General features: G+C 63.7%; 21 protein-coding genes. 3 read left to right on the forward strand and 18 right to left on the reverse strand.

All coding sequences use genetic code 11. The features are described from left to right. Nucleotides 1-153 precede the first annotated feature (153 nt). The 7 genes from G4923_RS12730 to G4923_RS12760 form a co-directional block, all read right to left on the reverse strand. Complete coding sequence (locus G4923_RS12730) at nucleotides 154-1,320, reverse strand: tetratricopeptide repeat protein (protein ID WP_163137284.1); 1,167 nt, start codon at nucleotides 1,318-1,320, stop codon at nucleotides 154-156. Beyond that, the gene (locus tag G4923_RS12735; protein ID WP_111910769.1) at nucleotides 1,317-2,207 is read right to left on the reverse strand and encodes an ExeA family protein; all 891 of its coding nucleotides are present in this window, start codon (nucleotides 2,205-2,207) and stop codon (nucleotides 1,317-1,319) included. Before G4923_RS12735 ends, G4923_RS12730 begins: the two co-directional genes overlap by 4 nt. A 157-nt stretch (nucleotides 2,208-2,364) precedes the next feature. Beyond that, on the reverse strand, nucleotides 2,365-4,044 hold the full coding sequence (gene mshL / locus G4923_RS12740) for a pilus (MSHA type) biogenesis protein MshL (protein ID WP_106885199.1): 1,680 nt from the start codon (nucleotides 4,042-4,044) through the stop codon (nucleotides 2,365-2,367). Nucleotides 4,045-4,114: 70 nt separating this feature from the next. Then, nucleotides 4,115-4,429 (reverse strand): SctD/MshK family protein, encoded by a 315-nt coding sequence (locus tag G4923_RS12745; RefSeq protein ID WP_043129479.1) that lies wholly within the window; start codon nucleotides 4,427-4,429, stop codon nucleotides 4,115-4,117. Further along, nucleotides 4,422-5,069, reverse strand: a complete 648-nt coding sequence (locus G4923_RS12750) for a type IV pilus inner membrane component PilO (RefSeq protein WP_106887810.1) — start codon at nucleotides 5,067-5,069, stop codon at nucleotides 4,422-4,424. The genes G4923_RS12745 and G4923_RS12750 overlap by 8 nt, the downstream gene beginning before the upstream one ends. Then, nucleotides 5,069-5,662: a PilN domain-containing protein gene (locus G4923_RS12755; protein ID WP_163137285.1), complete on the reverse strand. Its 594-nt coding sequence runs from the start codon at nucleotides 5,660-5,662 to the stop codon at nucleotides 5,069-5,071. Before G4923_RS12755 ends, G4923_RS12750 begins: the two co-directional genes overlap by 1 nt. Then, complete coding sequence (locus G4923_RS12760) at nucleotides 5,659-6,525, reverse strand: type IV pilus biogenesis protein PilM (RefSeq protein ID WP_163137286.1); 867 nt, start codon at nucleotides 6,523-6,525, stop codon at nucleotides 5,659-5,661. Before G4923_RS12760 ends, G4923_RS12755 begins: the two co-directional genes overlap by 4 nt. A gap of 69 nt (nucleotides 6,526-6,594) precedes the next feature. Here G4923_RS12760 and G4923_RS12765 point away from each other — a divergent pair, with 69 nt between their 5' ends. Next, nucleotides 6,595-7,542 carry a 1-aminocyclopropane-1-carboxylate deaminase/D-cysteine desulfhydrase gene (locus G4923_RS12765; protein WP_163137287.1) on the forward strand — a complete coding sequence of 316 codons (948 nt, stop codon included), beginning with the start codon at nucleotides 6,595-6,597 and terminating at the stop codon, nucleotides 7,540-7,542. A gap of 80 nt (nucleotides 7,543-7,622) precedes the next feature. On the opposite strand, the gene G4923_RS12770 is transcribed toward G4923_RS12765, so the two are convergent. After that, nucleotides 7,623-9,542: an EAL domain-containing protein gene (locus G4923_RS12770; RefSeq protein ID WP_163137288.1), complete on the reverse strand. Its 1,920-nt coding sequence runs from the start codon at nucleotides 9,540-9,542 to the stop codon at nucleotides 7,623-7,625. Nucleotides 9,543-10,051: 509 nt separating this feature from the next. On the opposite strand from G4923_RS12770, the gene G4923_RS12775 reads away from it, so the two are divergent. Continuing rightward, nucleotides 10,052-11,581 (forward strand): EAL domain-containing protein, encoded by a 1,530-nt coding sequence (locus tag G4923_RS12775; protein WP_205597110.1) that lies wholly within the window; start codon nucleotides 10,052-10,054, stop codon nucleotides 11,579-11,581. 169 nt (nucleotides 11,582-11,750) lie between these two features. Next, nucleotides 11,751-12,848, forward strand: coding sequence for a calcium:cation antiporter (locus tag G4923_RS12780; RefSeq protein WP_163137290.1), 1,098 nt, complete (start codon nucleotides 11,751-11,753; stop codon nucleotides 12,846-12,848). 135 nt (nucleotides 12,849-12,983) lie between these two features. Here the strand turns inward: G4923_RS12780 and hutH are convergent, their stop codons facing one another. From hutH to ftsY, 10 genes are all read right to left on the reverse strand, one after another. Beyond that, nucleotides 12,984-14,516 carry a histidine ammonia-lyase gene (hutH, locus tag G4923_RS12785; protein ID WP_139744568.1) on the reverse strand — a complete coding sequence of 511 codons (1,533 nt, stop codon included), beginning with the start codon at nucleotides 14,514-14,516 and terminating at the stop codon, nucleotides 12,984-12,986. Nucleotide 14,517: 1 nt separating this feature from the next. Further along, a complete protein-coding gene (gene hutU / locus G4923_RS12790) occupies nucleotides 14,518-16,221 on the reverse strand; it encodes a urocanate hydratase (RefSeq protein WP_163137291.1) in 1,704 nt (567 codons plus the stop codon). A gap of 65 nt (nucleotides 16,222-16,286) precedes the next feature. Next, entirely contained in the window at nucleotides 16,287-17,225 is a 939-nt protein-coding gene (gene hutG / locus G4923_RS12795) for a formimidoylglutamase (protein WP_163137292.1), read from the reverse strand. Further along, nucleotides 17,218-18,453, reverse strand: a complete 1,236-nt coding sequence (hutI, locus tag G4923_RS12800; protein ID WP_163137293.1) for an imidazolonepropionase — start codon at nucleotides 18,451-18,453, stop codon at nucleotides 17,218-17,220. Before hutI ends, hutG begins: the two co-directional genes overlap by 8 nt. A gap of 155 nt (nucleotides 18,454-18,608) precedes the next feature. Beyond that, a complete protein-coding gene (hutC, locus tag G4923_RS12805; RefSeq protein ID WP_106887812.1) occupies nucleotides 18,609-19,313 on the reverse strand; it encodes a histidine utilization repressor in 705 nt (234 codons plus the stop codon). An 11-nt stretch (nucleotides 19,314-19,324) separates the two neighbouring features. Continuing rightward, nucleotides 19,325-19,984, reverse strand: coding sequence for a carbonate dehydratase (gene can, locus G4923_RS12810; protein ID WP_025325422.1), 660 nt, complete (start codon nucleotides 19,982-19,984; stop codon nucleotides 19,325-19,327). Between the two features lie 186 nt (nucleotides 19,985-20,170). Continuing rightward, on the reverse strand, nucleotides 20,171-21,025 hold the full coding sequence (rpoH, locus tag G4923_RS12815) for an RNA polymerase sigma factor RpoH (RefSeq protein WP_025325421.1): 855 nt from the start codon (nucleotides 21,023-21,025) through the stop codon (nucleotides 20,171-20,173). Between the two features lie 464 nt (nucleotides 21,026-21,489). Then, nucleotides 21,490-22,443 (reverse strand): permease-like cell division protein FtsX, encoded by a 954-nt coding sequence (gene ftsX, locus G4923_RS12820; RefSeq protein ID WP_005323432.1) that lies wholly within the window; start codon nucleotides 22,441-22,443, stop codon nucleotides 21,490-21,492. 97 nt (nucleotides 22,444-22,540) lie between these two features. After that, on the reverse strand, nucleotides 22,541-23,212 hold the full coding sequence (ftsE, locus tag G4923_RS12825; RefSeq protein WP_163137294.1) for a cell division ATP-binding protein FtsE: 672 nt from the start codon (nucleotides 23,210-23,212) through the stop codon (nucleotides 22,541-22,543). A 345-nt stretch (nucleotides 23,213-23,557) separates the two neighbouring features. Beyond that, on the reverse strand, nucleotides 23,558-24,814 hold a 1,257-nt coding region (ftsY, locus tag G4923_RS12830), incomplete at its 5' end, for a signal recognition particle-docking protein FtsY (RefSeq protein WP_163137295.1).

Genomic DNA, 24,814 nt, shown 5'->3' on the forward strand with positions numbered 1-24,814 from the left:
AACACCGCCGCCGCGTCCGATTACGCGCCCCTAATCGAACCTACGGGCTGATTTCGTTATTCCATTCCCACTGGCGTGTCCGATTACGCGACCCTAATCGAACCCAGGAGCCTGACTCGACCTCGATCTGTCCCCTCTCCCCTTGGGAGAGGGTCAGGGCGTCAGCTCGGCAATCCGCTGTTCCAGCCAGCGGGTCGATGCCTCGCCCAGCTCCCCGTGCAGCTGGGCATTGCCATAGGCATCCAGCGCCCGCTGGCGGTGGCCCTGACCATCCTCGGCCACCCCCAGCCCCAGCCACCAGCGCCCCTGATCCGGCTGCTGGCGCAGCAGCTTGACGTAGAGCTCGGACGCCTGGGCCGGCTGACCCAGCTCCTGGGCTAGCCCCGCCCAGGTGGCGTAATAGTCCAGGTTGGCGGCAAGATCCGGCTGATAGCCGGTGAGCCAGTCCAGCGCCTTCTGGCGATCGCCGCCACTGATGGCCACCCGGGCCAGCAGCAGCCGCAGATCGGCCTGCGCCGGATCCAGCCTCAGCCCCTCTTCCAGCACCTGGCTGGCCTCGGTCAGCCGACCCTCGCCGTAGAGCAGGCCCGCGAGCTGCTCGCGCGCCCCCTGATTGTGCGGATCATGGACCAGCACCTGGTAATAGTTGTCCTGGGCCTCCCGCATCTGGCCCTTGGCCATGGCGGTGGTCGCCTTGCGCTCGGCCAGGGCCGCCAGCTCGGGCTCGGAGAGATCCACCGTCTCTATCTTCAGTACGCCGGGTTTGCGGGGCGGGGCGGCCACCTCCTGGGGTGCCGCCTCCTGCTCTGCGGCCAGCTCGGCATAGAGATCCGGCTGCAACTCTTCATCGCTCGGCGTGACCTCATCCTCCGACGGCGTCTCGGCCAGGGCCTCGGACGCCGGGGCCTCGTCGGCGAGCGCCTCGGTCGCGGAAGCACCCTCTGCCACCCCGGCGGGCGCGCTGGTCCTTGCCATTGCGGCCACAGGGGCGGCATCCAGAGCGACCGCCCCGGAGGCGGCCCCCTGGGGCTCGGGGGGCACGGCGACCACCTCGGTGGCAGAGGAGGCAGGCTGCGTCTGCGCCTGGCTCGCCGGGGCGAGCTCGGTCGTCAATTGAACCGTCGGCTGCGCCGTGCGCTGGCTCTGCTGCCAGTAGATCCAGGTGCGCCAGCCGAGGATGGCCAGCGCCAGGGTGCACAGCAGGGTCAGCACCAGCATCCACCACCCCTGCTGACGCGCAGGCGCCACATAGACGGCGGCGCCATCGGATCCTGGCTGGCGCTGCTCCAGATCTTTGAGCATCTGATTGATCACGCTCATGACCAGACTCCATAGGCCAGGGCAGTGCCCAGCAACAACAACAGGGGCCACCAGCGTACGAATGAGCCACCGCGGGCGTCATCGGTATCGCGAATGGCGAGGCGCACCAGGGCGCTGTCGATCCGCCGCGTCCCGCGGCCGTAGGCCAGCATCAGGCACTTCTGGGCCAGCACGTTGATGAGCCGCGGAATGCCGCGGGACGCCCGCCACAGCAGGCGCAGGGCCAGGCCGCCAAACAGCGTCGCCCCGCGATAACCCGAGACGTGCAGCCTGTGCTCCAGATAGGCCCGGGTTTCGTCGCACCGCAAGGGGCGCAGGCAGTAGGAGAAGCCGATGCGCTGGCGCAACTGGCGCAGGTGGGGTCTGGCCAGCCGGACATCCAGCTCGGGTTGGCCGAACAGCACTATTTGCAGCAGCTTGCTGGACTCGGTCTCCAGGTTGCCGAACAGCCGGATAGCCTCCAGGGTCTCGTCCGGCAGCGCCTGCGCCTCGTCGATCAGCACCACCACCCGGCTCCCCTGCTGGTGCAGGGCGATGAGGTGGCGATGGATGCGATCCGTGAGATCCAGCTCGCTATCCCCCTGCACCGCCAGCCCCAGCTCCAGGGCCAGGGCGGTGCGCAGCTCACCCGGGGTGAGGTGGGGATTGGGCAGCCAGGCCAGGCGCACCGGGCACGCCTCGGAGCCGAGCTCGCTCAGCAGCTTGCGGCAGAGCAATGTCTTGCCGGTGCCCACCTCGCCTGTCACCTTGATGAAACCCTCCCCCTGTGCCAGCGCCCAGTTCAGCACCTGCATGGCCTCCTCGTGGGGAGGCAGGCCGTAGTAGAAGCCGGTATTCGGGGTCAGGCCAAAGGGGGCCTCCTGCAAACCGAAATGGTTCAGGTACATGTCCCCTCCCAGTCCCCGTCACGGCCAACGCCGATCAGGCCGAAGGAGAACACCTGCAAAACAACATGGTTCAGGTGCATGAGGACGCCCCCCCCAGGCAGAGCTCAGAGGCTCGCGGCAGGGAAACACCGGGAATAGACCGATTCAGCATCATGGCTTAGCCCTTGGGCGGATACCATTTGTCGAGCAGCTCGGAGGAGCGTTGCAGCTCCTTCTGCCAGGTGTCTTTCTCCACCACTGTCGGCTTGAGCAGTATCACCAGCTCCACCTTCTTGGTGCTCTCCCGGCGGTTGGTAAAGGCCTCGCCGACCCAGGGAATGTCCCCCAGCAGCGGCACCTTGCTGACGATCTCCTGCTTGTCGGTCTTCATCAGGCCGCCGATGACGATGATGTCGCCATTGTTGGCCTGCACCACGGTATCCGATTCACGAATGGAGCTCTTGGCCAGCGGCAGCACCAGGGGATCCGCAGTGCCGACGTTGATGGTCTTGCTCTGCTCCTCGGTGTCGATGACGGAGGGGTGGATGTGCAGCAGCACCCGGCCGGCCTCGTCGATCTGCGGGGTCACGTCCAGGGCGATGCCGGAGAAGAAGGGGGTCAGCTCCACGTTCGGCGTCACTATGGGCGCCGAGTTGCCCGAGGTGGTGGTGGTGGTCGAGGCGTTGGTGACGAAGTATTCGTCCGTCCCCACCTTGATCACCGCCTTCTGGTTGTTGGTGGCGGTGACGCGCGGGCTCGAGAGGGTGTTCACGTCCCCCTGGGTCTTGAGCAGGCTGACCGCCACGTTGAAGTTGCCATCGGAGATGGTGAAGCCGGCACCGCCCCCCAGGGCCCTGAAGATCTGGTTGGGGGTCGAGGCGATGGGGCTGTCGAGCAGGGAACCGCCCCCCGTGATGCCCTTGTTGCCGTCCCAGCTGGCGGAGAGACCGCTCCAGTCCACCCCCTGTTCGTACCCCTCGTTGAGGGCCACTTCCAGGATCCGCGCCTCCAGCACCACCTGGCGCTTGAGGTGTTCACCGGACTGATCCAGGAACTCGCGCACCGCTTTCAGCTCCTTCGGATAGGCACGCACAGTGACCAGACCCGCCTGGGGGCTGGTGATGACGGCCCGGCCCTCGCCTGTGCCGATCAGGGTCTGCAGGGCGTCCCGCAGATCGCTCCAGTAGTCGTTGTTGCTGTCCGTCTCGATCCGGGTGCCGTTGCTGTTGTTGCTGTTGCCGTTGTCCCCGTTGGAGGAGCCGAGGTTGTTGTTGCCGTTGTTATTGTTGCCGCTGCTGTCGAAGTTGTTGTTGCCGTTATTGTTGTTGTCGTTGGCCGTCACCCCGCCGGTACTGACCGAGGTACGGGAGAGGCCGCGGCGGGCCATCATCAGGTAGTTGACCGGGATTGTCTCGGTGCGAAGGCCCGCCGGATAGACGTGAAACACATTGCCCTTGCGTTGCACGTCGAAGCCGTACATGTCGCCGACCGTGGCCAGCGCCTCCTGCAGGGTCACGTCTTTCAATTCCACCGAGATGGCACCGGCCACCCCGGGATGGACGGCGACGCTGTAGCGGGAGCCCTTGAACAGGGAGCCGAAGAACTCCACCGCATCGACATCATGGGCCGCGATGCGCAGCCGTTTCTCCGGAACAGCCAGGGGCTGCTGGGGACGATTGAGCTGCAGCAGTTCGCTCTGCACCGAGGGAGGCAAAGTGGTCAGCGGCGCGGTCGGGGTCTGCTCCTTCATGGCCTGCTTGAGGGCGTCTTTGGCCTGCACCGGTTCGGGGTGCTGATAGCTGGTACAAGCCGCCACCGCCAATGCGAGGGGAAGCAGACAGAAATGGTGTTTTTTCATGTTATTGGTGCACCTGACTCGCAATGAAACTCGACAAACCTGGCCCGCAGCATCCCGCGCGGAACCGACTTCACATCCGGATCTTGCTGCCAAACAGGGTCAGTGTCTGACGCTTGCCCGCCTTCTCCAGTACCACGGCATCGGCGCTGATGCCCACCAGCAGGAAACCGTCGATCCGCTGGCCCACCCGATAGCTCTGACCGTTGAGGACCGCCAGCGCCGGTCCGTTGCCCAGGATGACGCTCTGCAACCTGGGCAGACCGGCCCCCTTGCTGGGGCTCGCCGCCGCGCCACTGCCGGCCAGAGGGGCGGTCGGATCCTGCAACACCTCCGCCTGGGCCAGCGGGCCCAGCAGGCAGCACAACAATGTCAGCCACTTAGCCACGAATGAACTCCTTGCTGGTGCTCAGGGTGTAGATCTCCATCTCCACCGCCGCCTTGGGGTGCTCGACCACCCTGTAGTCGAACCCTTTCCAGTAGAAGTGGCGGGGCAGTGCTTCCAGCGCCTTCAGGTACTGGTAAACATCGAAATAGCCCCCCTCCAGCTGGAGCCGGATCCCGTGCTTGAACAGGTTGGCCTTCTGCTCGCCGGCCATCAGCGGCTCGGGCTTGAGGGAAGTGAGCGCCAGCATATGCAGGTTGGCGGAGCGAGACAACAAGGCTTCCAGCACGGCTGGCATCTCGTGGGCCGGGATCAGATCCACCGTCTGGGCCTTGAGCTCTGCGTCCAGCCGGCCGAGGGACGCCTCCACGCCGGCCAGCTGCTGGCGCACCTGGGCGTTGGGATCCCGCCCCAGCCGGGCCTGCTTGCCCTGATTCTCCAGGGTCAGGATCTCCAGATCCCGCTGCGCCGCCGTCAGCGCCTGCCGCTCCTGGCTCAGCCGGGTGTCGGCGGCATCCAGCCAGCCGTAGATCCCGGCCGCCCCCAGCAATATGGTGCCCGTCAGCAGGATCAAGACCCGCTCCCGCAGGCTGAGGGCGGCCACGCGCTGTGCCCAGGCCCGCCACTGTGCCGTCATCTCCATCATGGGGTCTCCCGTGCTATGCCGCTGAGCTGGAAGGCCAGCTGGCCTGCCTTGTCCCGGCTCAGGGTCAGCTCGCCAAACTGCTTGCCCGCCAGGGACGGGGTCTGCTTGAAGCGGTTCACCCAGGCAGGCACATCCTGACTGCGCTCGGCCACCCCGGAGAGGTTGATGTGCCCGTCACTTATCTCGATCCGCTGCAGGGAGAGGCGGGCATCCCGCAGACGGGCCAGATCCGCCATCACGCTGGCGTAGCCCTGGGATTTTTGCAGGGAGAGGCTGCCGAGCTGGCGTATCAGCGCCTGCTTGGCGGCCAGCTCCTCACGCTTGTTGACCAGCTGCTGTTGCAGCTGACCGTCCGCCTGATGGCGCGCCAACGCGGCATCGAGCCGTGCTGCCTCGCCGCGCTGCACATCGAGCAGCGCACGTACCTGGGCCAGCTCACGGTCGACGCCCTTCTGTTGCCAGCCATAGAAACAGGTGGCCGCAATCAGCAGCAGCAGGCAGCCGCCCCAGACCAGGGCCATCTGATTGAGGCTGGCCCACAGGCGCCTTGGCCTGAATTCGGCGCCATAGAGGTTGATATGGTGTTTCATCCTTCGCTCCTGCCAAGGGCGGCGCCGTAAGCGGAGAGATACTCGACGCCGGCCAGCACCGCTTTGTTAGCCATGGCGGACACAGGGAAGCCGAACGCCTGCTCCAGGTGGCGCACCAGGGTGCCGATGAAGGGGGAGCCGATGGCGAGCTGCATCTGGCCCGGCTCAGGCAGCTTGAGCTGGCCCGCCAGGTAGTCGAGGGAGCGCTGGATCTCCAGCGTCAGCCCGTCAAGCATCCCCTGATCGGGCTCATGGGCACCGGTGAGGCTGACAAAGCCGCGCAGCGGGCGCGAGAAGCAGAGACCTCCCCGATAAAAGACCAGCAGTTGCAACTCCTGCCCCCTGGGCTGCCAGAGCAGCATGCGCACCGTCTGGTCCGCCTCGTAGAGGGCCGTCATGGCCAGCTCGTCGCTGACGATGGCCTCCAGGGTCGCCACGCCGTTGACCGCGTCCGCCAGCTGCTGCACCCGGCTCTTGGGAACGCAGATCACGTTGATCCTGGGCCGGCCCGCAGGGGGAGTCGGCAGATCCACATAGTCCATGGCGAGTTGCAACACGGGTTCGTTGACGAAATCCTTGATGGCCCAGGGCAGGGCCCCCGCCATCTCGGCATCGGGCACGGCGGGCTTGTCGATCTGGATCTGCTGATAAAGGCTGGCGGCCAGGGCCACCCGCACCTTAGACTTGGCCAGGCCATGCTGGGCAAACAGCTCCCCCATGGCCTTGGGCCAGTCGTGGGGACCATTGATGGCGCGACTGGTAAAGATGGGGACGGGTTCCACACAAGCCAGCAGGATGCGATCGCTGGCCAGCAGGAGTCCCACCTGATGGCTGGGGGGCGAACGTCGGAAAAGTGACTTCATCGAGACCTGGACCTGACCGCATGAAACGGACTAAACCTTAACATAAACAGGCCATTAGCCTCCATATTTATGACAAACGATGCATTGACCGCCAAGAGGGCGTCCTTAGAGGATGCTATCCTGGCCCCCGCTCAGCTCCCCTCGCCCCTGCACCTCGTCCACCATCCTCTGCTGGATGCCCAGGGCGTGCGGCTCTGGTGCAAGCGGGATGATCTGATCCACCCGACCCTCTCCGGCAACAAGTGGCGCAAGCTCAAGTACCACCTGCAACAGGCGCAGACGCAGGGCAAGACCCACCTGCTGTCGTTTGGGGGGGCCTACTCCAATCACATCCACGCCCTGGCGGCGGCCGGACTCAGGTCCGGGCTGCGTACCACGGGCATCATACGCGGTGAAGCCGACACCGTCAGCAACGCAACCCTGAGTGCGGCCAAAGGCTGGGGAATGGATCTCGTTTTTGTGGACCGCCAGAGCTATCGGCGGCGCCAGGATCCGGACTGGCTGGCCCAGTTCGAGGCGCCGGACACCCTGATAGTGCCGGAAGGGGGCAGCAGCCCGCTCGCCATCCCCGGGGTGGCCGAGCTGGTGGCCGAGGTGCCCTTCTCGCCGGATCTCTGGGTGCTGCCCTGCGCCAGCGGCGGTACCCTGGCAGGGCTCATCGCGGGCAAGCGGGAAAGAGAGCGGATCCTCGCCATCGCCGTGCTCAAGGGGGGCACCTTCCTCCACGATGAGGTGTGCCGGCTCAACCCGGCGGCGGCCACCACCGGCGGCTGGCGGATAGCCCAGGATCACCACGACGGCGGTTACGCCAGGTTCAGCCCGGCCCTGTGGCAATGGGTGCAGGCCTTCAGCGCCCACACAGGCCTGCCGCTGGAGCCCATCTACAGTGGCAAGGCGATGTGGGGACTGTTTCGGGAGCTGGCCGCGGGCCGGATCCCCCGCGGCAGCCAGGTGGTCTTCATCCACACCGGCGGCCTGCAGGGGCTGGCGGGTCTCAGGGAGCAGGGCAGGCTGTAAGCCAGGGCCATTCGGTCGCCCTTGGGGCTGGGGCTGCCCCGCAGGCAGGAAGTCAGGCCCCTAGCGGCGGACAGGCTCCGTCATGTGGGCATCACCAGCCGCTCTGGTTCGGCGAACCAGGGCCCCTGGCCCGCGTGCACGCCGAGGTGGCGCAGCATCTTCCACTCGTCGCCGCTCTCCACCCCCACCGCAATCACCCGGGCCTGGGTATTGGCACAGCCCCCCACCAGGCTGCGCACCGCCATCTGGTTCACCTGACGAAGGTGGATCTCCCGCACCAGGCTGGGGTGCAGCTTGAGGAAGTGGATCTCGAACTCCTTGATGTACTGGGTGCTCACCACATCCTGGCCGGCATGATCTATGGCCAATCGGCACCCCAGCATGCGCAGCGCCCGCAGTGGCCGCTTGAGCGCCTCGTAGTGACGGGTCACCTGGGACTCGGACAGTTGCAGGATCAGCCCCTCATTGATGCTGCGCGGCAGCTGGAACAGCTCGAAGAAGAGCTCCCGCTGGAACTCCCTGTTGAGCAGGTTCTGGGCGCTGAGGGACAGACTGACGGGGCAGCTCGACTCAGGTCGCTGGCGCAGCAGGCGAAGGGTCTGGGTGACCACCAGCCGGTCCAGCGGCAACAGCAGGCCGGCCTTCTCCGCCATGGGCATAAAGACCCCCGCCTGCAACTCCCGCCCCTGCTCGTCATGGAGGCGGATCAGCAGCTCCTGTTGCAGCACCACCTGATCCCGCTCCTGCTGCACAGATTGCAGATAGAAGGAGATCCCCTGCTCCTCGATGCGGCGGTTGATCAGGGTGCGCCAGCGCACAGTCCCCTTGTTGCTCGCCTCCTCGTCCAGGGACTTCTCATAGAGGAACCAGCCGCTGTGGCCCTGCAGCCGCGCGCTCTTGAGGGCCAGCTCCGCCTCTTCCTGCACCTTGAGCAGGGAGTCCTCCGCCTGATAACAGACGGCGCCGAGGTAGACGGCCGTCTCCAGATTGACCGACTCGGGCCAGTGCAGCCGCTGCAGACTCTTGAGCAGCTGGCTGGCGCCGTCCACCATCTCGCTCTCGGACATGTTGGGCAGCAGCACGGCAAAGACCTGACCGGCGTAGCGGGCCTGCAGGGCGCCGCTGTGCTTGCGCACGAAGGCGCCGATGGAGGCGCTCGCCTCCATCAGCAGATCCTGGCTCGGGCGTCCGTTCAGCTCGGGATCCAGCTCCTCCAGGCCGGCCAGCTCGATCAGCAGGACGCCGCCGCTGATCACGCTCGCCTCCATGATGGCGTTTTCCAGCCGGTTGTCGAAGAAGAGGCGGTTGCCTATGCCGGTCGTCTTGTCGACGAAGGCGTTGCTGCGGATGAAGTTGTCGAACCGGCTGCGCTCCTTGCGGGCATCGGCCAGTTCGGCCAGCAGATGGGTGAGGGCCTGGCTGGCGGAGAGGGGCCATTCGTCGGCGGGATCATGGGCCAGCTTGGTCAGCTTGCCATCCAGGATCAGCTGGGCCCGCTCCGCCAGCAGCTCGGCACCGCGCAGCTGCTGGCGCAGCCAGCGGATGGAGTACCAGAGGCCGAACACCACTATGAAGACCCCGAGGGAGATGCCGAACATGGCCTGCATGGAGTACTCAAACTCCTTGAAGGGCCTGTCCAGCTTGAACTCGGCCTGCATGCTTGCCTGATTGGGAATGGCTTTGCTGTAGGGGATCAGCAGACTCTCGTCCGTCTGCTGTTGCACATCGCGAAACCAGTAGACCCGCTGACTGTCCTGGCGGATCTCCAGCTCGACCACGTGGGAGGCCCGCAGCAATGAGGGCAGCCAGCGGGCAAGGGCCTGCTGATCGTCGGTCACCCCCAGCTGCTTGTCGATGATCTCCACCAGGGAGTCGACCCGGTTTTGCTGCAGCTCCATCCCCATCTGGCGGAAACTGAATACCCCGCCGAGCATCACCACGGCCATGGCCGAGATCACGCACAGCGTAATAAAAGAGACGAGTTGAGTGGTCAGTTTCATGTGCCTTTCCGTAGCCGACAGCATCCATAAGGCCTCATGGTATCAGCCTTGGCCAAACCCCGCCTACGGTTGAAGATCCCGCTTCTGCAAATAAGCGTCAGGGCCCTTCATGCCCGGGGGCGGGCCGCTTGTGAGGGAAGAGACTCGGGGGAGGGGAAAATCGGGCCGCCGGCTGGGCAGCGGACAGAAAAATGGTCCCACTGCGGGGACCAAAAGAAACACTCATATCAAAACTAACACTCTGTGCTACTGACAAAAATAGATACAGGAGTATTGAACACACGGTGAGTCAAACCGCACCGCTACTCTAGCCATTTCAGATAAGCTGGACAATTGTCATTTATGACAGGTCAGCGATTGAATCTTCACCACTCGTTTTGTCATATTGTTGTTTATCAATGAATTATGAATGTTGTTCCAAGTGTGACCGATACAACTCAAATTGATGTAGCTAATGCTATGATGTTGCCATCCATTTGTATCCCATGCACCCATCAGGCAGGTACCCCTTGCGACGAGCCTCTCCCTTCTGGATCAGTCTGCTGCTGCTCTGCCTGCCCGTGCTGGCGAGCCTGCCCCTCAGCCAGCTGCTGGGCAATCCTCTGGCCCACCAGCTGCTGCAACAGAAGAAGGCGCAGATAGAGGCCGCGCTGGCGGAGCGCCACGAGGCGCTGGATCAGAGCATTCGCTCCCAGCTCTCCAGGTTCGCCTTCGATTGCGGCCCCGCAGACATGGCCCTGCTGCGGGATCCCCGTTTCTACAGCCGCCACATCCGGCTGCAGGGGCTCAAACTCGCCTCCGGCGGCGGTTGTTCCAGTCTGGGAGAGGATTTCCCCCTTGCCACTGTCGAGCTGCCCCCCTATCCCGAACAGGAGCAGTTTGGTCTCGCGGCCACCCAGCCCCGCTTCAACACCGAGCAGGAGGTCGTCGCCTATTACAGGAAGGGTGGCAATGTCGCCTATTGGGTGCTGAACAACAGCTGGAGCCACGATCAGCTGCAATCCCCCTGCCCGGGCTGCTTCTATCTCGAGTTTGGCCAGCAGAGTCCGGGCAAGGTCACCACCTTCTTCCCCCGTGGCGACAAGTCCATCAAGCAGGAGCCTGGCAACCAGAGCCTGAGCTTCTTCGATCCGGATCCCCAGATCAGGCAGACCCTGTGGGCGGGCAAGGCGCTGGAGGAGTATGCCAAGCGGCAGGCCCGCCACTATGGTCTCTTGTATGGCGGCGCGCTGGGACTCCTGCTGGTCGCCGCCTACTGGGTGCTGCGCAACTACCGCCGCTCCCTCAAGGGGCTGCTGCAGGCAGCCCTGGTGCGGCGCGAGTTCGTCCCCTTCTATCAACCCATAGTGGACAGTCGCAGCAAAAAGGTGGTCGGTTTCGAGGCGCTGCTGCGCTGGCAGCGGGGTCGGGAGCTGGTGCCCCCAGGCACCTTCATCGACTATGCGGAGGAGCAGGGGCTGATCCTGCCCATGACGGAGCAACTGCTAGAGAGGGTCATCGCGGACCTGCCCTGGCTGGAGCCGACCCAGTGGGTCAGCGTCAACATAGTGGCCGCCCACCTGGAGCAACCCAATCTGCGGCCCCTGTTGCAGCGCCACGACTGGCCCTCCCCGGCCAGACTCACCTTCGAGCTGACCGAGCGCAAGCCGATCACCGATATCAAGGCGGCCATGGGGGAGATAGCGCAGCTCCAGGAGAAGGGATATCACTTCAAGCTGGATGACTTCGGCACAGGTTATGGCGGTTTCGCCTACCTGCAGCGCCTCGGCATCCGCCAGATCAAGATCGACAAGATGTTCGTCGACACCATAGGCACGGACGATCTCAAGCGCACCCTGCTGGATTCCATCATCGCCTTCGGCCATGAATCCGACATGGAGATGATAGCCGAGGGGGTCGAGACTCTGGAGCAGGTCGACTACCTGCACCGCCATGGAGTCCACCTGATCCAGGGCTATGTCTATGCCAAACCCATGGCCCTGACCAAGTTGAAGATCTGGCTGCTGGCATGGCGGCAGAGCCAGCCCGGCGGGCAGTGAGAGAGCAACATCAGGGTCCCCGCCCGGGGATCCTCATCTCTTGCAACAAAATGATTCTCCTCTGACGGGACAACTCCCTTTATCATGGACTGGCGCGCCACCCCTGTGGCGCGACCTGTTGTCTCCCTACCCGTCGGCCACGGCCGCCCCGAGATGAGAACCACTGCCTATGAAGTCCTTTATCCGGCAAGAGATTGCCCTGCCCGTTGGCCTGCTGACCCTGCTCTTCTTCAAGACCCTGGGCAGCGACCTGCTGACAGAAGCAACCCCCCTTGCGGTTTACCTGCCGGTGTCACTGGCCCTGCTCGCCATCGTCACCTGGGCCATCTTCTCCGTCGTGCGTCACTCCGACGCCCTGGCCATCAAGCTGGGTGAACCTTTCGGCACCCTGATCCTGACCCTGTCGGTCATCTCCCTCGAGGTGGTGATGATCTCCTCCGTGATGCTGACCGGCGACCCCAACCCCACCATGGCCCGCGACACCATGTTCGCCGTGGTGATGCTGGTGACCAACGGCCTGGTGGGCTTCACCCTGCTGTTTGGCGGCTGGCGCTATCACACCCAGAACTTCAATCTGGACGGGGTCAAATCCTACCTGGTCGCCATCATTCCCCTGGCCCTGCTCTGCCTGGTGCTGCCGAACTTCACCCGGGGCGGTACCCTGGGCAGCATGTCCAGCGCCATGTCCTGGATGCTGATCATCATCTCGGTGCTGCTCTACGGTGTCTTCCTGCTGATCCAGACCCGCAGCCACAGCCACTTCTTCGTCGACAGCGACCACGAGGACCACGAGGAACACCACGGCATACTACGCAGCAACGTCTATCACACCCTGCTGCTGCTCGCCTACCTGGTGGTGGTGATACTGCTGGCCAAGACACTGGCCATCCCCATCAACTACGGGGTCCATGTGCTGGAAGCCCCGGCGGCGCTGGGCGGCTTCATCGTGGCCTGTATAGTGCTCGCGCCTGAGGCGGTCGGCGCCATTAAGGCCGCCTTCAACAACCAGTTGCAGCGCGCCATGAACCTCTACTTCGGTTCCGTGCTGGCCACCATAGCCCTGACGGTCCCCTCTGTGCTGTTCATCGGCTCCCTGCTCGGGCAGGAGGTGCGCCTCGGCCTCTCCGCCGCCGACATGGTGCTGCTCATCACCACTCTCATGGTCTGTAAAGTGACCTTCAGCAGTGGCCGCACCAATGTGCTCCATGGCGCCACCCACCTGGTGTTGTTCGTGGTCTACCTGTTCCTGATGTTCGAACACGAATAGCCGGCGCCAGCGCTCAGCGATGCTGTTCGTGGTCTAGCTGTTACTGATGTTCGAACACGAATAACCGCATCCAGCCAGCGCCGGAAACGCAAAGACCGCCCATCGGGCGGTCTTTTGTTATGGGCGGATAGCCGCTTAGAGGCTCGGCAGCACCCCGGCCGGGATCAGATCGTTGTAGCTGGCTCGCCCCAGCAGGGCGGCGGCGGCCTCGATGTCCGGCGAGAAGTACCTGTCCTTGTCGTAGAAGCTGACCTCTTCACGCAGTCGTCCCTTGGCCAGCTCGATGAGCTCTGTGCTGCGCAGGGGGGCGCGGAAGTCCAGCCCCTGGGCGGCGGCGAGCAGTTCCACCGCCAGTATGCCGCGGGTGTTCTCCGCCATGTCGGCCAGACGGCGACCGGCGAAGGTGGCCATGGAGACGTGATCCTCCTGGTTGGCGGAGGTGGGCAGGCTGTCCACCGAGGCCGGGTGGGCCAGCGTCTTGTTCTCGGAGGCCAGCGCCGCCGAGGTGACCTGGGCGATCATGAAGCCGGAATTCACACCGCCGTTGTTGACCAGGAAGGCGGGCAGGCCTGACATCCGGGAATCGATCAGCAGCGCCATGCGACGTTCGGACAGCGACCCGATTTCCGCGATGGCCAGGGCCAGGTTGTCGGCGGCGAAGGCCACCGGCTCGGCGTGGAAGTTGCCGCCGGAGAGGATCTCCTCATCCTCGGCAAACACCAGGGGGTTGTCGGAGACCGCATTGGCCTCGCACACCAGCACCTCGGCGGCGTGGCGGATCTGGGCCAGACAGGCCCCCATCACCTGGGGCTGACAGCGCAGTGAGTAGGGATCCTGCACCTTCTCGCAGTTGTGGTGGGACATGCCGATCTCGCTGCCATCCACCAGCAGGTGGCGATAGCAGGCGGCGGCATCGATCTGGCCGCGCTGACCGCGCACCTCATGGATGCGGGCATCGAACGGACGGCGACTGCCCAGGGCGGCCTCCACACTCATGGCACCTATGGTGATGGCGCCGGCGAACAGATCCTCGGCGTGGAACAGCCCTTCCAGCGCAAATGCCGTGCTGGCCTGGGTGCCGTTGAGCAGCGCCAGCCCCTCTTTGGGTGCCAGAGCTATGGGCTCCAAGCCCGCAATCTTGAGTGCAGTGGCGGCGTCGATCAGCTCGCCCTTGTGGCGGGCCTTGCCCTCCCCGATCAGCAGGCAGCTCATATGGGCCAAGGGCGCCAGATCGCCGGAGGCGCCGACGGAGCCCTTCTTCGGCACCACAGGATAGACTTCGGCGTTGATGAGGGTCATCAGGGCCTCGAGCACCGTCAGGCGGATGCCGGAGAAGCCCCGCGCCAGCGAGTTGACCTTGAGCACCATCATCAGCCGCACAGTGGCGTCATCCATGTACTCGCCAATCCCTGCTGCATGGGAGAGCACTATGGAGCGCTGCAGTTCATCCAGCTGTTCCACCGGGATGCGGGTGTTGGCCAGCAGACCAAAGCCGGTGTTGATGCCGTACACCACGCGGTTTTGCTCGATCACCTTGGTGACCACGGCTGCGGAGGCGTGGATCCCCGGCAGGGCGGACGAGTCCAGGCTGACATGGACAGGCTCGCGGCTGACGCGGCGCAGGGTGGCGAGGCAGAGCTTGCCCGGTTGCAGATTGAGTTCAAACATCTTATTTCACCCCTTTGCCAGCTGTGTTCAGCATCGGCAGATCCAGTTTCGCCTCTTGGGCACAGTTGATGGCAATCTCGTAGCCCGCGTCCGCGTGGCGCATCACGCCGGTGGCCGGGTCGTTGCGCAGCACGCGGCCGACCCGCTTGGCGGCGTCGTCGCTGCCGTCACAGACGATCACCACGCCGGAGTGCTGGGAGAAGCCCATGCCGACCCCACCACCGTGGTGCAGGGAGACCCAGGTCGCGCCACCTGCGGTGTTCAGCAGGGCGTTGAGCAGCGGCCAGTCGGAGACGGCATCGGAGCCATCCATCATGGATTCGGTCTCCCGGTTCGGGCTCGCCACAGAGCCGGAGTCCAGGTGATCCCGACCTATGACCACGGGCGCTTTCAGCTCGCCATTCTTCACCATCTCGTTGAAGGCCAGGCCCAGGCGTACCCGATCCTTGACCCCGACCCAGCAGATCCGGGCCGGCAGGCCCTGGAAGGCGATGCGCTCGCGGGCCATGTCGAGCCAGTTGTGCAGATGGGGATCGTCCGGGATCAGCTCCTTGACCTTCTGATCCGTCTTGTAGATGTCTTCCGGATCCCCGGACAGGGCCACCCAGCGGAAGGGGCCTATGCCCTCGCAGAACAGCGGGCGAATATAGGCCGGTACGAAGCCCGGGAAGTCGAAGGCATTCTTCACCCCTTCTTCCAGCGCCATCTGGCGGATGTTATTCCCGTAATCGAGCGTGGCTGCACCGCGGGATTGCAGGGTCAGCATGGCTTCCACCTGGCGCGCCATGGAATGACGAGCCGCCTGGTTCACCTCCTGGGGGGCGGATTTTTGCAGCTCACGCCACTGGGCGACGCTCCAGCCCTGGGGCAGGTAGCCGTGGATGGGATCGTGGGCCGAGGTCTGGTCGGTCACCACGTCCGGGGTGATGCCACGGGCCACCAGCTCGGCGAAGACGTCGGCGGCGTTGCCGAGCAGGCCGACGGAGATGGCGGTACCGCTACGTTTGGCTTCCTCGACCATGGCCAGCGCCTCATCCAGGCTGTGGGCCTTCTTGTCGACGTAGCGGGTCTTCAAGCGGAAATCGATGCGGGTCTCGTCGCACTCCACGGCAATCATGGAGAAGCCAGCCATGGTGGCGGCCAGGGGCTGGGCGCCGCCCATGCCACCCAGACCGCCAGTGAGGATCCAGCGTCCTTTCGGTTCCCCGTTGAAGTGCTGGTTCGCCACCGCGAAGAAGGTCTCGTAGGTGCCCTGCACTATCCCCTGGGTGCCTATGTAGATCCAGGAGCCGGCGGTCATCTGGCCGTACATCATCAGGCCCTTCCTATCGAGCTCGTTGAAGTGCTCCCAGTTGGCCCAGTGGGGCACCAGGTTGGAGTTGGCGATCAGCACCCGCGGCGCGTCCTTGTGGGTCTGGAACACCCCGACCGGCTTGCCGGATTGCACCAGCAGGGTCTGGTCTTCCTCGAGACGGGTCAGCACCTCGACTATCTTGTCGTAGCAGGCCCAGTTGCGGGCGGCGCGGCCTATACCGCCATAGACCACCAGGGACTGGGGATGCTCGGCCACTTCCGGATCCAGGTTGTTCATCAGCATCCGCAGGGGCGCCTCGGTCAGCCAGCTCTTGGCGGTCAGCTCGGTACCGCGGGGGGCACGGATTACCCGGCTCGGGTCGTGACGGGGATCCTGGTGTTGCACAGACATAGACACTCCTTGTTTATCAATGCAGCCGCCATGCGGGGGCACAGTGCCCCTGGCGAGTCGGCCGGCTACTTGGTTAGTTGATGGACCAGCCGGGCGGCCACGCGGGCGCTGCGGTTGTCCAGATCCAGACTCGGGTTGTACTCGGCCAGATCGGCGAGCCTGAGCTTGCCGCTGGCCCGGATATGGGCGATCAGGGGTTCGATGACGGCCAGCTCGACGCCGCGGGCGGCGGGGGCGCTCACCCCCGGCATCACGGCGCCGGGTAACACATCCAAATCTATGGTGAGATAGAGGTGATCGCAGCGGGCGATAAAGGCGTCCAGCCCCGCCAGCAACACCGGCAGCTCGACCTGGGTCATCTCCTCGTCCAGCACATGCCAGACTCCCAGCGTCTCGGCGCGGGCAAAGAGCGCCGCCGTGTTGGCGGTCTCGGCCACCCCGAGGCAGGCGTAAGTAAAGGGGGTGCCCTGTGCGGCGCACTGCTCGGCGATCTGGAAGAAGGGGGTGCCTGAGCTTGCCTGCTCCTGCTTCATGCGCAGATCGAAGTGGGCATCGAAGTTGATGATGCCGACCCGGCCCTTGCCACCCAGATGGCGATTGAGGCCGCTCCAGCTACCGAAGGCCACCTCGTGACCACCTCCCAGCACCAGCGGGAAGTGGCCCAGATCCAGCGCACGGGCGACCCGCTCCGCCAGACGGTCGTGGGCGGCATCGAGATCGCCGTCCTCGCAGCGCACGTCGCCGCCGTCATGGACGGGCCGACCCAGATGCCAGGCGGTGTTGGCGAGCAGCTTGCGCACCGCCAGCGGGGCCGCGGCGGCACCGACTCGCCCCTTGTTGCGGCGCACCCCTTCGTCACAGGCAAAACCGAGCAGCACCACGCCGGGCTCGCTGCCTACTTGCCAGGGTTGCACCTTGTTGTGCCAGCGCAGGGCCAGTTCACCATCTTCCGGATCCTGGCGCCCCTGCCAGACCGACATGTCGGCCACGTTTAACTTATCCATGGAGCGTCTCCTCCCCGTTGAGAACCCGGCTGACCAGCTGATCGACCCCGATCAGGTAGCTGATCTCCGAGGGGTGGGCGCAATTCCAGACCAGAAAATCGGCCTGCATGCCCACTCTCAGCTGCCCCAGACGCTCCTGCTCGCCGAGCGCCCGGGCGGCGTGGCGGGTCACCCCGGCCATGGCCTCGACCGGGGTCAGGCCGAACAGGGTGCAGGCCATGTTCATGGCCATGCGCAGGGAGACGATGGGGGCCGTGCCCGGGTTGATGTCGGAGGAGACTGCCATGGGCACGCCCGCCTTGCGCAGGGCGGCGACCGGCGGCAGCTTGGTCTCTTTGAGGAAGTAGAAAGCGGTGGGCAGCAGGGTGGCGACCACGCCACGGTGGGCCAGCGCCTGGATCCCGTCCTGATCCAGATACTCCAGGTGATCCACCGAGAGGGCACCGAAGTTGGCGGCGAGCGTGCTGCCCCCCAGGTTGGAGAGTTGCTCCATGTGCCCCTTCACCGCGAGATTGTATTGATCCGCCGCCAGATAGACCTGCTCTGTCTGGGCCAGGGAGAAGCCGATGTGCTCGCAGAAGACGTCCACCGCATCCGCCAGACCCGCTTCGGCGGCCGCCGGGATGATCTCCTGGCAGATGGTCTCGACCCAGGAGTCGGGATCGTCGCGGTACTCCGGCGGCACCGCATGGGCGGCCAGCAAGGTGGTCTTGACCCGGATGGGCAGCGCCTCCCCCAGGCGACGGGCGACCCGCAGCATCTTGAGCTCGTCCGCCAGGGTGAGGCCATAGCCGGACTTGATCTCCACTGTGGTGACCCCTTCCCGGATCAGGGACTTGATCCTCGGCACCGCCAGCTCATAGAGCTGATCCTCGCTGGCCGCGCGGGTGGCCCGTACGGTGGAGAGTATGCCACCCCCCTTGCGGGCGATGTCGCTGTAGGGCACGCCCTGCTGGCGCAGCTCGAACTCCTCGGCCCGGCTGCCGGCAAAGATAAGGTGGGTGTGGCAATCGATGAGGCCAGGAGTCACCAGCCTGCCCTTCATGTCACGCCAGTGGGCGGGATGGGGTCCCTTGAGATCCTGCATGGGGACCAGGGCGTGGATCCTGCCTTCATGCACGCCGAGGGCATGGGGTTCCAGCAGACCGTAGTCCGCCAGATCGGAGCGCAGGGTGGCGGGTGTCACGTTGAGCCAGACCCGCTCGCAGTTCAACAGTTCCTTGTTCATACCGACCTCTAAATGTATATACAATAATTTATAGCCGATCTCTGACGAGAAAGAAAGGATCAAGTTCACATCTTGATAACAGCGGTTTCATTAGAGTTTAAGCACAAAAAAGCCCACCAATGGGTGGGCTCTTAAAACAAGATATGTATATACAATCAAGTCAATCGGGTCTTGGAGCTCAGCTTGTAGCGGGAGCCTGGCGAGAGCAGCCTGGCGTAGGAGACCAGGAAGCCATCCGACCAGGTGCGCCGATGCAGCAGCAGGCAGGGGGTATCGACCCTCACCTGCAGCAGGCCCGCCTCGCCGGCGCTCGGCAGCACAGCCTCCACCACGTGCTCCATCTCGGAGAGGGGGCAGACTTCCATCAGATAGCTGTTCGGCGTCTGTTTCGTGAAGTCCTGCTCGCCATAGCCGGGCAGGCGTTCGGCATCGACGAAACGCTCCTCCAGTTGCAGCGGCTCCCCATCGGCCTGATGGACGATGAGGCTGTGGAAGGTGGGCGCCCCGACCCGCAAACCCAGTCGTACCGCCACCTTCTCGTCCGCAGCCTGGCGCTGCAGGCGGATCACCCGGGCGCTGTACTGGCTGCCCCGCTCGGCGATCTCGTCGGCTATGTTGCGAATGGCCAGCAGCGGCGACTCGGCACGCCTGTCCGCCACGAAGCTGCCGGAGCCGGCGGTGCGATTGAGCCAGCCCTCGGCCACCAGTTCACGCAGCGCCTTGTTGACCGTCATCCGGCTCACGGCAAACTGCTCGCACAGGGCGGCCTCGGTCGGGATCCTGTCGCCTGCCTGATAGTGGCGTTCGCGGATCCCGTCCAGGATATGCTGTTTGATCTGCAGATAGAGGGCGGGTGCCACCAATGGGTTCCTCAGCGACGACGGTGAGGCGGACGCATGTCCGGCCAGGCACGGTAGACGTCCGGGATCTGATCCGGGCCGCTGATGCAGAGATCGAGATCGTGCAGCAGACCGTCCTTGATGCCGTAGATCCAGCCGTGCACCGCCAGCTCCTGCCCCTTGCGCCAGGCATTCTGGATGATGGTGGTGTGGCAGACGTTGGCGACCTGCTCGGCCACGTTCAGCTCGCACAGATAGTCGAAGCGCTCGTGCTCATCCTCGATGGCTTCGAGTTGTTCGCCGTACTTGAAATAGACATCCTTGATGTTGCGCAGCCAGTTGTCGATGAGGCCCAGCTCCTGGTTCTGCATCGCCGCCTTGACGCCGCCGCAACCGTAGTGGCCGCAGACGATGATGTGCTTCACCTTGAGCACCTCCACCGCGTATTGCAGCACCGAGAGGCAGTTGAAATCGGTGTGTACCACCAGATTGGCGACGTTGCGGTGGACGAAGACATCCCCCGGCAGCAGGCCCATCAGCTGGTTGGCGGGAACCCGGCTGTCGGAGCAGCCGATCCAGAGGTACTCGGGCGCCTGCTGGGCGGAGAGGGTAGCGAAGAAATCGGGATCTTCGGCCTTGATCCGTTCCGCCCACTCGCGGTTATTGGTAAACAGGTCGTTCAACAGTTTCACTTCTGCTCTCCCTAACTGTGGCAGTGGCGGCAACATACCATACACAAGGGTAACCAAGGCAAGGCCGACCAGATCCCGGTGAAACAAAAACAGGGCCATCAGGCCCTGTTTTCTACAAGAGAATGCTCTCAGGCATCCATGGCGTCTTTCAGTTTCTTGAGCGGTTCACAGGCTCGGCGAATGCCCTCAGGCGGCCATCGCATCCTTCAGCTTCTTGAGCGCGTTCTTCTCAAGCTGACGCACACGCTCGGCGGACACACCGTAGTTGTCGGCCAGCTCCTGCAAGGTGGTCTTGCTCTCCTCATCCAGCCAGCGGGCGCGGATGATGTGCTGGCTGCGCTCGTCCAGGGTGGCCATGGCCGCGCTCAGGCGACGGGTGGCGTGGCTGTCCCAGTTGTCGTTCTCTATGGTGGCGGCCAGATCGGAAGACTTGTCTTCCAGATAATGGACGGGGGCGAAGCCACCTTCATCCTCATCATCACCGACCAGATCGAAGGCCTGATCGTAGTTGCTCATGCGCGCTTCCATCTCGGTGACGTCCGCGGCAGAAACCCCGAGATCCGCGGCAACGGCCTGCACCTCTTCGTGATTCAGCCAGCCCAGACGCTTCTTGGACTTGCGCAGGTTGAAGAACAGCTTGCGCTGGGCCTTGGTGGTGGCCACCTTGACCATGCGCCAGTTGCGCAGCACATATTCGTGGATCTCGGCCTTGATCCAGTGCACGGCGAAGGAGACCAGACGCACCCCGACGCTCGGGTCGAAGCGCTTGACCGCCTTCATCAGGCCTATGTTGCCTTCCTGCACCAGATCGGCCTGAGGCAGGCCATAGCCGGAGTAGCTCTTGGCCACGTGAACGACAAAACGCAGATGCGACATGACCAGCTGACGGGCAGCCTCGAGATCGCCACCCTGCTGCAAACGCATCGCCAGTTCACGCTCTTCCTCCGCGCTCAGCACGGGGATCGAGTTGACGGCTTGGATATAGCCTTCCAGACTACCTTGCGGAATCAGAGCCATAGTGCGTTGCAATGAAGTTCCCATGTTCTACCTCTTACTTTTCAATCGAATCAGTCTAACACCCTGAGAGGGCCTGTCTACCGACCGGGGGTCATTCTGCGGCCCACATCAAACATAAGTCAAACATCGGCCCCAGCATGAACCCGGGCTATCTTAGGCTGACGGGATGAATCATAAATGAACGGTCAAAAAAAAGGGGTCACAGTGAAGGACCCCTGAAAAGTAGCATGCTAAGTCCATTGTTGCGGAGCTCGCAACCTTCACATGCTTGCCAAGTCAGACGAGCAAGGCAGAGGGGCCACACCCGTATAAATTCTGTTGCACTAGATAGACTGTTTATAAATCAAAAGGTTCACAGGATCCAAATATGATCCTTGGTGCAGGCCTCATTCAGATTACTCTGAGAAAGTGGCCCGTGCCAGAAACGGGCCACTCTTTTACTTGATCCAGTTCGCAAAATCCAGCGCTTTAAAATGCTGATAAATTAATCAGGATGGTTCTATGTCGCGAATGTGTCTGTGCACCGAGAACCAGGACGCAATCAGCCCCAGCAAGGCCCCCAACAGTATGAGATTGAAGCCGTCGAACGCCCCCATCCCCACCAGCCGGAAGTTGCTGTTGTAAAGCCCCGCCAGCTCCTTCACCACCCCCTCGCTCCAGATCACCATCACCTCGGTCAGCCACCAGGCCAGCATGCCGCCGATCACCCCGAACCAGATGCCGGTGTAGAGGAAAGGACGGTGAATGAAGGCGTCGGTCGCCCCCACCAGCTTGAGCACTTCGATCTCGGATCTCTGGTTGAGTATGTTCAGACGCAGGGTGTTGCCGACGATCAGCAGCACGGCGGAGAGCAGCAGCACCGCTATGCCGGTGATGGTGTGGCGCAGCAGGTTCATGATCCCCTGCAGCCGGGTCAGCCACTGCAGATCCAGCTTGCCCTGTTCGATGCCGGGCTCATTCTCCAGCTTGGCGAGCAGCTCTGCGGCCCCTTCCGGATTCTGCCAGCGCGGATCCGGGATCACGCTCAGCACAGGCGGCAGCGGGTTGCTGTCGAGGTAGTCGAGAGCATCGCCGAAGCCGGAGATCTCGCGGAACTCCTTGAGCGCCTCGTCCCGGTTCATGTAGGTGACGGACTCCACCTCGGGATAGAGCAGGATCCGCTGCTTCATGTCGAGGATGCTCTGCTCCGGCAGATCCTTGCGCAGGTAGAGGGAGATCTGGGAGCTGGTCTGCCAGCTCCCTTCCACCACTTCGGCGTTTTTCAGCAGCACGTGGAAGCAGGAGGGCAGCGCCAGACTGACCCCGAGCACCGCCAGTGTCATCAGGGAGGCGAGCGGGTTGCGCCACAGCTCTCCCAGACTGGCAAAGGCCTGACGCACGTGATCCACGCCGTACATCATCAGACGGCGCAGCGGCGGCTGTTTATGACGAACAATAGCCATCAGAACTCCCTCCCCTGTCGAATATCGGCGACCTGATCCATCCGAGTGACCATAATCAGAGGGCACAGAGGGGGCTGTTTATGACGAACTATGGCCATCAGCTCTCCTCCTGCTCTTGGGAATACATGCGCCCGGCCTTCAGGGTCAGGGTGCGATAGCGCATGCGGGCGATCAGCCCCAGATCGTGAGTGGCAATCAGCACCGAAACCCCGAAGCGATTGAACTCCTCGAACAGTCGCATGATGTCCATGGAGAGCTGGGGATCCAGGTTGCCGGTCGGCTCATCCGCCAGCAGCAGGGGCGGCTTGTTGACGATGGCGCGGGCGATGCCGACCCGCTGCTGCTCACCACCGGAGAGCATGCGCGGCTGGTAACGCTCCTTGCCGAGCAGGCCGACCTTGTCCAGCGCCGCCGCCACCCGCTTGTTGATGTCGCCGTGGCTGTAGCCATCGATCACCAGGGGCAGGGCCACGTTGTCGAACACAGTGCGGTCCATCAGCAGCCGGTGATCCTGAAAGATCATCCCGATCTGGCGGCGCACATAGGGGATCTGGCTGCGCTGGATCTGGCTGACGTCATCGCCATGGAAGAAGACGCGACCATCGGTCGGCCGCTCCATCACGCTGATGAGCTTGAGGAGGGTACTCTTGCCCGCCCCCGAATGGCCGGTCAGGAAGGCCATCTCCCCCTTGCGCAGGTGGAAGCTGACCTTCTGCAGCGCCTGATGGCCACCGCTGTATACCTTGCTGACCTTGTCAAAACGAATCATAACGGTTCCCTGAGATTGACCAACCCCGACCGGGATCGAAGCATGGCACGCTGACTCCTCGCGGCGACACTAGGCCTTGATGAAATAGCTGATCCGCAGCAATACACCTTGTCAGTCTTGTCGATACAAATCATACCCTGAGAGTGACATACCACGACCGGGATCGAAGCATGGCACACTGACTCTTCGCGGCGACATAAGCCCTTGATGAAATGGCCGATCCGCAGCCACGCACCTTGGCGGCCTGGTCGAAACGAATCATACCCTGACAGTGACAAGCCCCGACCTGAGTCGGGGCATGGAACACTTGCTCATCACGGCTGAGCTGACTCTTCATGGCCGAACTCATTCCTCGCGGCTGAACAGTGCCTCGATAAAGTCGTTGGCAACGAAGGGACGCAGATCGTCGATCCCCTCGCCCACCCCTATATAGCGGATCGGGATCTGGAACTTGTCGGCCACCGCGAAGATGACGCCGCCCTTGGCGGTCCCATCCAGCTTGGTGAGGGTGATGCCGGTCAGGCCCACCGCCTCGCTGAACAGCTTGGCCTGGCTCAGGGCGTTCTGGCCTGTGCCCGCATCCAGGGTCAGCATGATCTCGTGGGGCGCCTCTTCATCCAGCTTCTTCATCACCCGCACCACCTTCTTGAGCTCTTCCATCAGGTTGCTCTTGTTTTGCAGGCGACCGGCGGTGTCGGCAATCAGTACGTCAGCCCCACGGGAGCGGGCAGCCTCGATGGCGTCATAGATGACGGAGGCGGAATCGGCACCTGTGTGCTGGGCGATCACCGGAATGTTGTTGCGCTGACCCCACACCTGCAGCTGCTCGACCGCGGCGGCACGGAAGGTATCCCCCGCCGCCAGCATGACGCTCTTGCCGTCGGCCTGGAACTGCTTGGCCAGCTTGCCGATGGTGGTGGTCTTGCCGACGCCGTTCACGCCGACCATCAGGATCACGTAAGGCTTCTTGCTGGTGTCGATCACCAGCGGCTGCTCGACCTGAGTCAGCATGGCCCCCATGTCCTGCTTGAGCAGGCCGTAGAGCGCCTCGGCATCCTTGAGCTGCTTGCGATCCGCGTGCTGCACCAAGCCTTCGATGATACGGCTGGTGGTATCCACGCCGAGATCGGCGGTCAGCAACTGAGTCTCCAGCTCCTCGAACAGCTCGTCATCGATCTTCTTGCCGCGGAACAGGCCGAAGAAACCGGAGCCGATATTCTCCTTGGTGCGCACCAGGCTGCGCTTGAGGCGAGCAAAGAAGCCCTCCCGCTGCGGCTTGTCCTGAGTATCGTCGTCCACCTTGGCGGCCAGGGGCAGGGCTGCCAGCGCGGCGGCATCTGCCTCCATCTCGGCGACCAGGCGTAAATCTTCCGCTCTCTGGGCCTCTTTGGCGATACGGGCTTCCTCGGCAGCCTGTGCCTCGGCGGCAACACGAGCGGCTTCCGCGGCTTGTGCCTCGGCGGCAATGCGGGCGGCTTCGGCAGCTTCTGCCTCGGCGGCAACACGGGCGGCTTCGGCAGCTTCTGCCTCGGCGGCAACACGAGCAGCTTCCACAGCCTCTGCCTCGGCGGCAACACGGGCGGCTTCGGCAGCCTCTGCCTC

The sequence above is a fragment of the Aeromonas rivipollensis genome (assembly GCF_010974825.1).
In the GTDB taxonomy this organism is placed as follows: Bacteria; Pseudomonadota; Gammaproteobacteria; order Enterobacterales; family Aeromonadaceae; genus Aeromonas; species Aeromonas rivipollensis.